The sequence below is a fragment of the Brevundimonas intermedia genome, from assembly GCF_027922165.1.
Classification (GTDB): domain Bacteria; phylum Pseudomonadota; class Alphaproteobacteria; order Caulobacterales; family Caulobacteraceae; genus Brevundimonas; species Brevundimonas intermedia.
In genome coordinates, this window is the sequence record NZ_BSFD01000011.1 from 198,422 (window position 1) to 211,602 (window position 13,181).

The 13,181-nt window shown below is 67.1% G+C and carries 11 protein-coding genes and 2 tRNA genes; 9 read left to right on the forward strand and 4 right to left on the reverse strand.

The features are described 5' to 3' along the window. Positions 1–111 precede the first annotated feature (111 nt). Complete coding sequence (locus PKE72_RS14560) at positions 112–945, forward strand: NAD(P)H-hydrate dehydratase (protein ID WP_271166095.1); 834 nt, start codon at positions 112–114, stop codon at positions 943–945. Positions 946–1,018: 73 nt separating this feature from the next. Here the strand turns inward: PKE72_RS14560 and PKE72_RS14565 are convergent. Further along, positions 1,019–1,093, reverse strand: a tRNA-Asn gene (locus PKE72_RS14565). 62 nt (positions 1,094–1,155) lie between these two features. On the opposite strand from PKE72_RS14565, the gene PKE72_RS14570 reads away from it, so the two are divergent. Next, positions 1,156–1,968 (forward strand): TrmH family RNA methyltransferase, encoded by an 813-nt coding sequence (locus PKE72_RS14570; RefSeq protein ID WP_271166096.1) that lies wholly within the window; start codon positions 1,156–1,158, stop codon positions 1,966–1,968. A gap of 284 nt (positions 1,969–2,252) precedes the next feature. On the opposite strand, the gene PKE72_RS14575 is transcribed toward PKE72_RS14570, so the two are convergent. Then, a tRNA-Cys gene (locus PKE72_RS14575) sits at positions 2,253–2,326 on the reverse strand. Positions 2,327–2,461: 135 nt separating this feature from the next. Here PKE72_RS14575 and PKE72_RS14580 point away from each other — a divergent pair. From PKE72_RS14580 to PKE72_RS14600, 5 genes are all read left to right on the forward strand, one after another. Then, on the forward strand, positions 2,462–3,091 hold the full coding sequence (locus PKE72_RS14580) for a protein-L-isoaspartate O-methyltransferase family protein (RefSeq protein ID WP_271166097.1): 630 nt from the start codon (positions 2,462–2,464) through the stop codon (positions 3,089–3,091). A gap of 120 nt (positions 3,092–3,211) precedes the next feature. Next, the gene (locus PKE72_RS14585; RefSeq protein WP_271166098.1) at positions 3,212–4,747 is read left to right on the forward strand and encodes a TolC family outer membrane protein; all 1,536 of its coding nucleotides are present in this window, start codon (positions 3,212–3,214) and stop codon (positions 4,745–4,747) included. 167 nt (positions 4,748–4,914) lie between these two features. Continuing rightward, positions 4,915–5,532: a DUF2497 domain-containing protein gene (locus PKE72_RS14590; RefSeq protein WP_271166099.1), complete on the forward strand. Its 618-nt coding sequence runs from the start codon at positions 4,915–4,917 to the stop codon at positions 5,530–5,532. Positions 5,533–5,634: 102 nt separating this feature from the next. After that, entirely contained in the window at positions 5,635–8,364 is a 2,730-nt protein-coding gene (locus PKE72_RS14595; RefSeq protein ID WP_271166100.1) for a valine--tRNA ligase, read from the forward strand. Further along, on the forward strand, positions 8,361–9,086 hold the full coding sequence (locus tag PKE72_RS14600; protein ID WP_271166101.1) for a TlyA family RNA methyltransferase: 726 nt from the start codon (positions 8,361–8,363) through the stop codon (positions 9,084–9,086). The genes PKE72_RS14595 and PKE72_RS14600 overlap by 4 nt, the downstream gene beginning before the upstream one ends. 109 nt (positions 9,087–9,195) lie before the next feature. Here PKE72_RS14600 and PKE72_RS14605 read toward each other — a convergent pair whose 3' ends face one another. Continuing rightward, positions 9,196–9,864 carry a YMGG-like glycine zipper-containing protein gene (locus tag PKE72_RS14605; RefSeq protein ID WP_271166102.1) on the reverse strand — a complete coding sequence of 223 codons (669 nt, stop codon included), beginning with the start codon at positions 9,862–9,864 and terminating at the stop codon, positions 9,196–9,198. 228 nt (positions 9,865–10,092) lie between these two features. Here PKE72_RS14605 and PKE72_RS14610 point away from each other — a divergent pair, with 228 nt between their 5' ends. Then, on the forward strand, positions 10,093–11,337 hold the full coding sequence (locus PKE72_RS14610; RefSeq protein WP_271166103.1) for a class I SAM-dependent RNA methyltransferase: 1,245 nt from the start codon (positions 10,093–10,095) through the stop codon (positions 11,335–11,337). A 5-nt stretch (positions 11,338–11,342) separates the two neighbouring features. Next, on the forward strand, positions 11,343–11,753 hold the full coding sequence (locus PKE72_RS14615) for a hypothetical protein (protein ID WP_271166104.1): 411 nt from the start codon (positions 11,343–11,345) through the stop codon (positions 11,751–11,753). Positions 11,754–11,995: 242 nt separating this feature from the next. On the opposite strand, the gene PKE72_RS14620 is transcribed toward PKE72_RS14615, so the two are convergent. Beyond that, positions 11,996–13,060, reverse strand: coding sequence for a PA0069 family radical SAM protein (locus tag PKE72_RS14620; RefSeq protein WP_271166105.1), 1,065 nt, complete (start codon positions 13,058–13,060; stop codon positions 11,996–11,998). Positions 13,061–13,181 lie beyond the last annotated feature (121 nt).

A 13,181-nucleotide genomic window follows, 5' to 3' on the forward strand; every position in this document is an offset into this window, starting at 1 on the left:
GACCCCTGAGCGGAGGGCGGAATGCCACGGCGCTCGGGGGGGAATGGGACACATCAAGGCCGTTCAAAGCAAGCGGTTTTCGCAGAAAAGTCACGGATATTCGGAGCCCGGATGATAGAAACCAACGACCCCGCCTTATGGCGCAATTTTCTTCCGTGGCCGGGCGCGGAAACGCACAAGCATGCGCGGGGCCGTCTTGGCGTGGTCTCCGGGCGAGCACACCAGACCGGGGCGGCGCGGCTGGCGGCGCGGGCCGGGTTGCGGATTGGGGCAGGGGTGGTGCGGATCTACTGCCCGCCCGACGCGGTCGCGGTGATCGCCCCGGCGATCGAGGCCATCATGCTGACCCCCTTCGCCACAGCGGACGCCTTAGCCAGAGAGGTCGAGGAGATGGACGCCGTCGTGGTGGGACCGGCCGCGGGGCTGGACGAGACGACCGTGAACAATGTCCAGGCCCTGGCCCTGAGCGGTGCGGCCCTGGTGATCGATGCGGACGGCCTTTCGGTGTTCAAGGGGCGAAGCGCCGAGTTGTTCGCCGTCCTGGACCGTGACGATGTTCTGACGCCGCATGAGGGGGAGTTTGAACGTCTGTTTCCCGGTCTTCTGCGCAAAGGCCGAGAGAGCGCCGCCGTGGAGGCCGCCCGACGCGCCCAGGCTATCGTTGTGCTGAAGGGGGCCGAAACCGTCATCGCGGCGCCAGACGGCCGTGTGCGCGTCAATCGGACGGGCTCGCCCTGGCTGGCCACGGCGGGAACCGGCGACGTGCTGTCCGGCATGATCGGCGGATTGATCGCGCAAAGGATGGACAGTTTCGACGCCGCCTGCGCCGCCGTCTGGATTCACGCCGATGCGGCCGACCGGTTCGGGCCGGGGCTGATCGCGGAGGATCTGAGCGAGGTCATGCCCCAGTCTCTGAAGGCACTGTGGTTGGGCGGTGAGCCTTAGAGGAGGAAGCTGTGGAGAGCTGTCGCCTCGTCCCCAGTCAGGTTCTGACTTTCCAGGGACTTTTTTCGCCGAGTGGCTCCGCGGGTAGGATTCGAACCTACGACCAGCCGATTAACAGTCGGCTGCTCTACCACTGAGCTACCGCGGAACTGCTCGGGAGGCGGGCCTATAGCAGCGGCCATTCGATTCGTGCAATGGGAAAAACGACAAATGCGCACGATCTCGATCACCGACCCTGACGACCCCCAAATTGCGGGCTTTCGAGACATTCGCGAACGCGACCTGACGGGCCGCGAAGGCCTGTTCATCGCCGAAGGCGAGGTGGTGGTGCGGGTGCTGGCGTCGGCGGCGTCGCTGTGCCGGCCGCGGGCCCTGCTGCTGGCCGAGAAGCGGGTGGAGGCGTTGGGGGACGTGGTCGAGGCGCTCGCGAATGAGACCCCTGTCTATGTCGCTGGACAGGCGGTTCTGGACCGGATCGCGGGCTTTCCTCTGCACCGGGGCATCTTGGCCCTGGGCGAGAAGCCGGTCGCCCCGTCCTTGTCGAAGGTGCTGGAGACGGTGGCGGACGACGATGTCTTCGTGATCGCCAGCGGCATAGGCAATCACGACAATATGGGCGGTCTGTTTCGGAACGCAGCGGCTTTCGGCGCCCGCGCCGTTCTGCTGGACCAATCGTGCTGCGATCCCTTTTATCGCAAGTCCATCCGGGTTTCGGTCGGTGCTGTGTTGAGGACGCCGTCGTCGGTCGAGATGTCCGCTGAAGCCCTGGTGGCGGCGATGCAGGCGAGGGGGGTGGAGGTGGTGGCCCTGACGCCCTCGGCGACCGAAAGATTGGCGGATTATCGTCGGCAGGGGCCGGTCGCCCTGATGGTCGGGTCTGAGGGGCCGGGCCTGCCGCGCGCGGTGATCGAACGGTGCCGCGCGGTCGGCGTGCCCATGGCGGGCGGCTTCGATTCGCTGAACGTCGCCGTCGCCAGCGCCCTGGCCCTTCATCATGTAACCAACGCCACACTCGCACCCTAAGGCCAACCGCTCACCAGGATGTGACGCGTTAAGGATTTGTACACCTTGTCGCGCAGCTGAAACTGTGACGCCATGGCTCCCATTGGTGTGGGGGCGCGCAATGAACATTCTGTATTTTCTGAGCCGAAACGTGCGGGCGGCGATCTTCGTAGCGGTCTGTGCTGCGGGACTGGGCGCTGCAGGGGTGATCGGCTGGATCACCGCCCCGGTTAGCTGAACATCCCCGGCTGAAACGAAAAGAGGCGCGGATCCTGGGATCCGCGCCTCTTGTTCTGTTGTCGCGATGGAGGCCTGACCGGGAATCGAACCCGGGTGCAAGGATTTGCAGTCCTCTGCGTCACCACTCCGCCATCAGGCCGCTTTTTGTCCCGATTTCTCGGGGGCGGTCATCGCGAGGGGCGTTCGCTATCAGATCGGATTGTCCGCTGCAACGCACGGAACTATAAGCGCGCGAGATTTCCTCTCCCGACTATCGATTGAAGGCTGCCCAAAGATGGATTTCACCGCCGAGCGCAAGGCTATGGTCGACTCGCAGGTTCGCGTGAACGACGTCACCAGCCACGAAATCCACATGGCGATGATGGCGGTTCCGCGTGAGCGCTATTGCGCGGCGGACCGGGTCTTCGCCGCCTATTCCGACGCCGTCGTCGAGATCGCGGGCGATCGCAAGCTGATGCCGGCGCGCGACGTATCCAAGCTGTTGCAGGCCGCCGACGCGCGCGAAGGTGAAAAGGCCCTGGCCATCGCCGCCCCTTACGCCGCCGCCGTCCTGGCTCGCATGGGATTGACGGTTACGGCGCAGGAGGCCGATCCGGCCGTGTTCGAGGTCGTGGGCGAGGCCCTGGCCGAAGAGGGCGTCGCCACGTCGGTCGCGCCGCTGGACGCTCCGGTGGGCGAGGGGTGGGATCTGATCGTGTGCGAAGGCGGCGTGGCGGCTCTGCCCGAGGCCTGGGGCAAGGCCTTGCGGACCGGCGGCCGCATGGTCCTGGTCGAGCGCCGAAGCGCGATCGGCAAGGCCGCCCTGTATGTGAAGGGTCGCGAAGGCCTGTCGCGTCGGGAACTGTTCGATTCGTCGCCGGCCCTTCTCGCGGAACTGACGCCGGCGCCTACATTCGCATTCTGACGTCGTCGGCGGCGCTCGCCGGTTGCGTGAAAAAAACTTAACTGGCGTCAGGTCGACTGAGGCCGCAGTTACGCTTGATGACATTCGGGCGCTCCCGGGGGCGTCAGGCAAGGACGGACAATGTTGAAACGCTCGCGTGTGCTGGCTTCGGCCGCTGTGGTGGCTCTTGTGACGGGCCTGGGGGCGCCCGCCTGGGCCGAGACGCTGCAGGAAGCGATCGCCCTGGCCTATCAGACCAACCCCAGCCTGCTGGCCCAACGGGCGAATCAGCGTGCGCTGGACGAGACCGTGGTTCAGGCTCGTTCGGGCCTGCGTCCGACGCTGAGCGCTTCGGCCAGGGTCGATTACACCCGCAGCGATTTTCCGACGGTCACCCAGTTTGTGGACACGAACAGCGACGGCGTGCCGGACACCCAGGTCTCCAGCTCGTCGTCCGAGAGCGACGGCGCCAACCTAGGCGTCAGCCTGTCGCAGAACATCTGGACTGGGGGCCGCACGTCGCTGGCTATCGATCAGGCCCGGGCCAGAGTGATGGCGGGACGTGAGAACCTGCGCGAGATCGAACAGTCGGTCATGCTGTCGGTGATCCAGGCCTATGTGAACGTCACGCGCGACATGGAAATCCTGCGCATCCGCCAGGAAAACCTCGCCGTGCTGCAACGCCAGCTGGATGAGACCAGCGCCCGATTCGAGGTCGGCGAGATCACCCGAACCGACGTGGCCCAGGCCGAGGCGTCGCTGGCCCAGTCAGAGGCCGACCTGGCCAACGCCCAGGCCCAGCTTTCGACCAGCCGCGCCGCCTATGCCGCCGTCGTGGGCCAGTCGCCCAGTGATCTGGAGACCACGCCGGCCCTGCCGACCGTCCCGACCGATTTCGACGCGGCCATGGAGACCGCCTTGGCGCGGAACCCCGGCGTGCTGTCGGCCGGCTATTCATTGCAGGCCGCTGAAGCCGCCGTGGCCGCCGCGCGCGCCGAATATCTGCCGTCGGTGCGCGCGACCGCGTCGTACGGCGGCACGGCCACCGATCTGGGCAATCTGGACGAACTGGCGGATCGCCGCAGCTTCACGGCCGGCGCCACCCTGTCGGTGCCGCTGTTCACCGGCGGCCTGAACCGGTCGCGCGTGGCCCAGGCCCTGGAGCAGGCCAACGCGGCCCAGATCGCCATCGAGGGCGAGCGTCGCACCGTGCTGCAGAACGTCAGCTCGGCCTATGCTCAGGTCCTGTCGACCCGCGCGAACGTCGCCGCCGGCGAAGAGGCCGTGCGCGCCGCATCGGTCGCCGCTGAGGGCGTGCGGCAGGAAGCCCAGGTCGGCCTGCGCACCACGCTGGACGTGCTGAACCAGGAAGTGACCCTGCGGGCGTCGCAGACCTCGCTGGCGACGGCCCGAGCCGCCGAATATGTGGCGCGCGCCTCGCTGCTGTCGGCTATGGGGCAACTGGAAGGACCGAGCCTGAACGCCAACCTCGCCGTCTATGACGCCAAGGCCAATTATGATCGCGTCCGCAATCGCGGCGGCCTGCCGTGGGACGGTGTGATCGAGACCCTGGACCGCGTCGCCTCGCCGCCCGTCGTTGATGCGGACGACGCGCCTGATGCGCCTATCGACACACAGCTGAAGACCGACGTCATCCGGACCGCGCCCGGCGCCTGACTTCGGTCGGGAGGCGTGTTCCAAAACGCCCGTTGATTCTGGCGGGCGTTGATGCGACGACACTAACCGGGACCGGAAAGACTTGATCTTTCCAGCCCCAATCCGTGAATAGTGTCGGGGGTCGCCTCGACGCCCCCGTTTCATCCCAGGCCTCTCCCAGGTTAGTCATGTCCGATCAGTCCGCCCAGGAACCCACCATGGAGGAGATCCTGGCGTCGATTCGCCGGATCATCTCCGAAGACGACGCGCCGGCCGAGACGCCGGCCGCAGCCGCCGCCCCGGCGCCCGAACCCGAGCCCGCTCCGGAGCCCGAGCCTGAGCCGGTCGCAGAAGAGACCATATTTGAAGCACCGGCCGAGCCTGAGCCGGAAGCTGTCGAAGAAGACGTGCTCGAACTGACGGAGCTGTACGAGGCGCCGGCGGAAGAGGCGCCGTCGTCCGAGACCATCGGTGATCTCGACATCGTCGAGACAGCGCCCGAGCCCGAACCCGAGCCCGTCGAAGCCGCCGCCTCAGCGCCCGAGCCGGCCTATGATTCCCTGGTCGGCGAAAGCGCCGCCGCGAGCGCCGCCTCGGCCTTCGCCGGCCTAGCCGCGTCGTTCAAGAAGCCGGAGGCGGCTCCGGCGGCGTCGGGCGATATGCCGTTCGTCAGCGGCAATACGGTCGAGGCCATGGTCGCCGAGATGCTGCGTCCGCTGCTGAAGGACTGGCTGGATAACAATCTGCCCGGAATCGTCCAGGCGGCGGTACAAAAGGAAGTCGAACGCATCGCGCGCAGCGCCTAGCCCTTCGCTTCATCGCAGACTATCGAGGGGCGGCTCCTGCGGGGCCGCCCTTTGTCATTCAAGGCCGTCTCCCGGCCACACGACAACGATCAAAGAAGACCCATGCTCGAGAAGACCTTCGAACCCCAGGCCGCCGAACCCCGCCTGTACGCCCAGTGGGAAGAGAGCGGCCTGTTCGCGCCTCGCACGGAAGGGGCGCAGGGCGCCTATTCGATCGTCATTCCGCCGCCGAACGTGACGGGCAGCCTGCACATCGGCCATGCCCTCAACAATACGCTTCAGGACATCCTGGCCCGCTATCACCGGATGAAGGGCAAGGCGGTGCTGTGGCTACCGGGCACGGACCACGCGGGCATCGCGACCCAGATGGTGGTCGAGCGCCAGCTGGCGGCGGCCGGCAATGTCGGGCGGCGCGACATGGGTCGCGACGCCTTCATTGAGAAGGTCTGGGAATGGAAGGCGGAGAGCGGCGGGACCATCGTTTGCCAGCTGCGTCGCCTGGGCGCGTCTTGCGACTGGTCGCGCGAGCGGTTCACTCTGGACGAGGGGCTGAACGCCGCCGTGCGCAAGGTCTTCGTGCAACTGCACAAGGACGGCCTGATCTATCGCGACAAGCGGCTGGTGAACTGGGATCCGCATTTCCAGACCGCCATCTCGGATCTGGAGGTCGAGCAGCGCGAGGTGGACGGCGCCTATTGGCATTTCGCCTATCCGCTGGCGGACGGCATCACCTACGATCACCCCATCGCCTTCGACGAGGACGGCAATGCGACGGAGTTCGAGACGCGCGACTTCATCGTCGTCGCCACGACCCGGCCCGAGACCATGCTCGGCGACACCGGCGTGGCGGTTCATCCGGAGGATGAGCGGTACAAGGGGCTGGTCGGCAAGTTCGTGACCCTGCCCATCGTTGGGCGTCGCATCCCCATCGTCGCCGACGACTATGCCGATCCGACCAAGGGCTCGGGCGCGGTGAAGATCACGCCGGCGCACGACTTCAACGACTTCGGCGTGGGCAAGCGGGCGGGCCTGCCGTCGCTGAACATCCTCGACGCTTTTGGCCGCATCACCGACGTCGATACGCCAGACGTACCGGCGGAATACGTCGGCATTGACCGCTTCGCCGCGCGCAAGGCTATCGTTGCCCGCGCCGAGGAAGAGGGCTGGCTGCGCGAGATCGAGAAGACCAAACACGTCGTGCCGCACGGCGATCGTTCGGGCGTGGTCATAGAACCGTGGCTGACGGACCAGTGGTACGTTGACGCCAAGGTCCTGGCCCAACCCGCGCTGAAGGCGGTGGAGCAGGGCGACACGGTGTTTGAGCCCAAGTCCTACGAGAAGATCTATTTCGAATGGCTGCGCAACATCGAGCCGTGGTGCATCAGCCGCCAGCTGTGGTGGGGCCACCGCATCCCGGCCTGGTACGGTCCGGAAGGCGAAATCTATGTCGCCGAGACGGAAGAGGACGCCCGTGAACTGGCGATGGCGGATTATGAGTCCGAGGTCGCCCTGACCCAGGACGAGGACGTTCTGGACACCTGGTTCAGCTCGGCCCTGTGGCCGTTCTCGACCATGGGCTGGCCCGAGAAGACCGAGGATCTGGAGCGGTTCTATCCGACCAGCGACCTGGTCACGGCGGCGGACATCATCTTCTTCTGGGTCGCCCGGATGATGATGATGGGCCAGCACTTCATGGGCGAGGTCCCGTTCAAACGGGTCATCATCAATGGCCTGGTCCGCGACGAGAAGGGCCAGAAGATGAGCAAGTCCAAGGGGAACGTCATCGACCCCCTGGGCATCATCGACGAACTGGGCGCCGATCCGCTGCGCTTCACCATGGCCATCCTGTCGGGCACCCGCGACATCAAACTGTCGAAACAGCGGATCGAGGGCTATCGCAACTTCGGCACCAAGCTGTGGAACGCCGCCCGCTTCAGCCAGATGAACGAGGCGCAGCGCGTCGAGGGCTTCGATCCCGCGACGGTCGAGCAGACGATCAACCGCTGGATCCGGGGCGAACTGACCAAGGCGGAGCGGGCCGTGTCCGAGGCCATCGAGGGCGGGCGGTTCGACGATGCGGCGGGCGCGCTGTACCGGTTCGTCTGGAACGTCTTCTGCGACTGGTATCTGGAACTGGCCAAGCCGGTGTTCAACGGCGCCGATGAAGCCGCCAAGGCCGAGACGCGGGCCATGACGGCCTGGACCCTGGACCAGACGCTGAAGCTGCTGCACCCGGTCATGCCCTTCATCACCGAAGAGCTGTGGGCTGAACTGGGCAAGGAAGGGCCGGCCCGCGACAGCCTGCTGATCGGCGCGGAATGGCCGGTGCTGCCGGACGGCTTCATCGACGCCTCGGCCGAGGCCGAGATCGGCTGGCTGGTCGATCTGGTCGGGGAGATCCGGGGGCTGCGGGCCGAGATGAACGTGCCGCCGGCGGCCAAGCCGCCGCTGGCCTTCGTCGCGCCCGACGCCGTGACGGCCGAACGGATCGCGCGCCATCGCGACCTGATCCTGACCCTGGGCCGGGTGTCCGAGGTCGGATCGGCGGAGGCCGCGCCGACAGGGGCCGTGACCTTCGTCTCGGGCGGATCGACGGTCGCCCTGTCGCTGGCCGGGATCATCGACCTGACGGCCGAACGGGCGCGGTTGGAGAAGGAGATCGCGGTCTTCGAGAGCGATATCGGCCATGTGAACAAGAAGTTGGGCAATCCCAACTTCGTGTCGCGGGCCGCGCCGGAAGTGGTCGATGAGCAGCGGGCCAAACTGGCCGAGGCCGAGGCGGGCAAGGTCAAGCTGCAGGCGGCGCTGGCGCGGCTGAGCGAGATCGGATGAGGCTGGACCAGCTTCTGGTCACGCGCGGCCTGGCGGAAAGCCGGGCCAGGGCGAAGGCGGCCATCGAGGCCGGCGGCGTCACCGTGGACGGGGCGCCGGCCAAGTCCGGCTCCCAGACCGTCGGGCCCAAGTCCGTCATCGGCTATGCCGACGCCCACCGCTGGGTCGGGCGTGGGGCGCTGAAGCTGGATCACGCCCTGACCGTATGGCCCGTGGCCGTCGAAGGACGGGTGGTGCTGGACGTCGGGGCGTCGACCGGCGGCTTCACTGAGGTCTGTCTGGATCGGGGTGCGGCCAAGGTGTTCGCGGTCGATGTCGGGTTCGGTCAGATGCACGACCGGGTCGCGGCCGATCCGCGCGTGGTCAATCTGGAGCGGACGGATGCGCGCGACCTGACGCCAGATTTGATCCCGGAGACCCCGTCTCTGATCGTTTGCGACGCCAGCTTCATCAGCCTGATCAAGGTGCTTCCTGCTGCGCTGGATCTGGCGGCGGCGGGCGCGGACCTGATCACTCTGATCAAGCCCCAGTTCGAGGCCGACGGTCCAGGCGGCGGCAAGAAGGGCGTGGTCAAGGATCCCGTCGCCCACGCCGCTGCTGTCGAACGTGTTCGGGACTGGCTGGAGGCGATGGGCTGGGCCGTGCAGGCGACGACCGAGAGCCCTATCACCGGCGGCGACGGGAATCTCGAGTTCCTGCTCTGGGCCAAGAAGCCAAGCTAAGGGGCTCAAGTAGGCCGAAGGCCGATAGCCCTCAAACAATGAGAAGCCGCCGGAGGACAAGTCCTCCGGCGGCTCCCGTCACGTCGTCGATCGACAGGGGGGCTGAAAATTAATCGACGACGCGATAGCGGCCGTACTGGTCGGGGCAGGTGCGGACATAGCGAGTGTCCGTGCGACCATCGGGCAGACGGATCTGGCTTTCGGCCAAACGGCATCCGTCTGAATTCTGATAGGGCGAGACCGAGCGGGCGCGGTCGTCGTAATCGTCGTCGCTGTTGTAGGCGTAGTCGTCGCGGCGGTCTTCGTAACGACGGTCCTGATCGCCGGTGTAACGGTCGTCATAGTAGCCGTAGCTGGGTTGGCTGTAGCCCTGTTGACCGTAACCCTGGCTGTAGTAGCCGCTGGAGCCGTAGCTGCTCTGGTAGCTGCGGCAGGCGTCAGAGCTGGAGCGGCCCACTTGCGAGCCGATCACCGCGCCGACCACGCCGCCCAGGATGCTGCCTTCGGTGCGGCGACCACGGGCGGCCAACTGCGAGCCAATAACGGCGCCGGCGCCGCCGCCGATGACGGCCCCGGCGCCGGTGCGGCCCTGACGTTCGCGGGCGCAGGGGTCGTAGGACTGTTGCGGATAGCGGTTGTAGTCATAGGAAGGGGCGTAGGCTCCGGTGCCGTAGTTCTGGCTGTAGCCGTAGCTCTGGGCCGAGGCGGCCATGGGCGCGGCGACGGCGCCGAGGGTGAGGGCCGCGACGGCGGCGAGGGACTTGGTGGAGAGACGCATCTTCAACCCCTTGTGGTCGGACGTTCAGTGACGGGGGCTGAACGGGTGGACCGGCTGTCTGTTGCATCGAGGTTTAGGGCCCCGAAGCTGAACGGCTTTTGAGCGCCTCGTTCATCTTCGTTCATCTTGGTTGGCTACCGCGCTTCGCGCTACTTGAGCCGGGCTGGTGTTCGGTCTCTTCTGTCGGCGCGCTTGGCGGGCGGCGGCGGCGGGGCTAGAAGCCCGGCGATGCAGACCTTTACGATCAGCCGCGTCGGCGGACAGGGCGACGGCGTCGCCGAGACGCCGGAGGGGCCGGTCTTCGCCGGCCTGACCTTGCCGGGGGAGACGGTGCGGGGCGAGGTCGTCGATGGACGGCTGGAGCGGGTCGAGATCGTGACCCCAAGCGCGGACCGGATCGCGCCGGTGTCGCCCCAGTATGGCGACTGCGGCGGGTGCTCGCTGCAACATTGGGCGGACAAGCCGTATCTGGAGTGGAAGCGCGAGCAGGTGCGGCGGGCCTTGGCGCGCGAGGGGATCGAGACCGAGATCGAGGCGACGGTGGCGAGCCCGGCCGGGACGCGGCGGCGGGTGGCCCTGCACGCGCGCCGGACCCAGGACGGCCGGGTGGTGCTGGGCTTCAAGGCGCGGCGGTCGTGGCGGCTGGTCGAGGTGCGGGAATGCCCGGTGGCCGATTCGCGGATCGTCCGCGCCATCTCGGCCCTGACCGAGGTGGCGGCGGCCTTTCTGGAGCATCCCAAGTCGGCGCCGACCCTGCACGTGACCTGGACCCTGTCGGGGCTGGACGTGGATGTGACAGGCGTGGAGCGGCGCTCGGGCGGCGGACTGTCGGCTGACGCCCAGATGCGGGCCATTGCGGCGGCGCACCGGGCCGATCTGGCGCGGCTGAGCCTGGCCGGCGACACCCTGGTGATGGCGCGCCAGCCGAAGATCGGCTTCGGCCCCGCGATCGTGCCCCTGCCGGCGGGGGGCTTCCTGCAGGCGGTGCCCCAGGCCGAGGCGGCCATGGTGGAGCGGGCCGTGGCGGCGGTGAAGGGGGCCAAGAAGATCGCCGACCTGTTCTGCGGGGCCGGGACCTTCACCTTCCCGCTGGCGACGGTGGCGCCGGTGATCGCGGCCGATGCGTCCAAGGCGGGGATCGAGGCCCTGAAGGCGGGCGTGGGCTCGGCCAAGGGGATGAAGGCGATCACGGCCGAGGCGCGCGACCTGTTCCGGCGGCCGCTGAACCCCTATGACCTGAAGGGCTGCGACGCCATAGTGTTCGACCCGCCGCGCGCCGGGGCCATCGAGCAGACGGCCCAGATCGCCGGGACCAAGGCCGGGGTGGTGGTCGGGGTGTCGTGCAACCCCCAGACCTTTGCGCGGGACGCGCGGGTTCTGATCGACGCCGGGTTCCGGCTGGAGCGGGTCACGCCGGTGGACCAGTTTTTGTGGTCGGCCCACGTCGAACTTGTCAGTATTTTCAAGCGGTAGGCCTCATGGACGATGAACTGCAAGAGGGCCTGGAAGACGACGGCGGCGGGTTCGACGCCGACGACTGGGGGCGGCTGAAGCCCTTCGTCGGGGCGGTGGCGACGCTGGACGACGTCCAGGCGCGCCGGGCTGTCTTCGCCCTGGGCGAGACCGATGATCCGCGCCCCATCGCCATGGACCTGCCCCAGCCGGTGATCTGGTGGGAGGAGGACGGCGAACAGGCGGCGGTGGCGGTCCAGGCCGAGAGCCATCTGGGGCCGGACGGCGAGGAGATGGAAATCCTGGGCCTGATCCTGCCGGACGGGGAGGGGGCGGTGGCCCTGATGGAGGACGTCGATCTGGTCGACGATACCGACCCGACCTGGCGGGATCTGGTGACGCGGGCCGTCGATCCGTCGGCGGCGGACGCCGACTGAAATAGACTCAATCCACTCGAAAAAATTTGAGTCTATTTGAGTCTATTCTCGGCCGTGAGGCGGGGCTGAGGGAACGGCGGTCTCAGGTGGACCGAGCGTGGTGATTGCGATGTCAAAGACCCGTCGCCGATTCTAACACGGGACGAAACGGCGATGAGTTGAGCGCTGTTCGTGGGGATCAATGTCCTGAAAAAACGTGACTTTGTCGCTGATATTAGGCGCGCTGGCTGGGCGCCGGCCGTTCAGCCGAACAACTCCAACTGCGGCCGCGCGTCAGCAGGGACGCGGAACTGGGTTTCGTCCAGCAGTCGGAGCGGCGTGTCGAGGCCGTAGCGTTTGACGGCGGCCTTGAAGCGGGCGCCGATCAGTTCGGCGACCGGGCCGGTTCCCTTCATGCGCTGGGACCAGTCGGCGTCATAGTCCTTGCCGCCGCGCGTCTGGCGGATCAGCGACATGACGCGGGAGGCGCGGTCCGGCCGGGCGTCGGCCAGCCATTCGCGAAACAGATCCTTGATCTCGAGCGGCAGGCGCAGGGTGACATACATGGCCCGCGTCGCCCCCGCCTTGGCCGCCGCCTCGAGCACCGATTCCAGTTCGTGGTCGTTCAGGCCGGGAATGACCGGGGCGAAGCCGACGCCGACGGGACAGCCCGCGTCGGCGAGGCGGCTGATGGCCTCCAACCGTTTGGCCGGGGTCGAGGCGCGGGGCTCCATGGCGCGGGCCAAGCCCCGGTCCAAGGTGGTGATGGAGACGAAGGCCGAGGCCAGGCCGGCCTGACCCATGGGCCCCAGAATATCGGCGTCGCGCGCGATCAGCACTGACTTGGTGATGATGCTGAAGGGGTGGTTGAACCGCCGCATGACCTCGAGGATCGAACGGGTTGATTTCAGCTCGCGTTCGACCGGCTGATAGGGGTCGGTATTGCCGCCTATGTGGATGCGCCTGCACCGGTATCGGGGGGCGAGGAAGGCCTGTTCCAGCAGACGTGCGCCCTCGGGCTTGAAGAAGATCCGGCTCTCGAAATCCAGGCCCGGGGATAGGCCCATCCAGGCATGGGACGGACGGGCGTAGCAGTAGATACAGCCATGTTCGCAACCTTTGTATGGGTTGATGGAGCGGTCGAAGCCGATGTCGGGACTGTCGTTCCGGGCGATGATGGTGCGGGCGTGTTCGGGCGTGAGGGTGGTGCGCAGCGGCGCGGCCTGGGCGTCGTCGGTCGTCCAGCCGTCGTCGAACGACTCGTGCTGCTCGGGCTCGTAACGGCCTGTCGCATTCGAACGCGCGCCTCTTCCCTTGGCGGATTGCATAAGGGGGAGGATGGATCAGGAAAGAGAACATAGCAAGAACATTCGCGTGGCGCGGCCGACAGGCTGGGCTGGCACGAACAAACTGACACAGTTTCTATTGCTGATAAGGATTTGTCGGGTG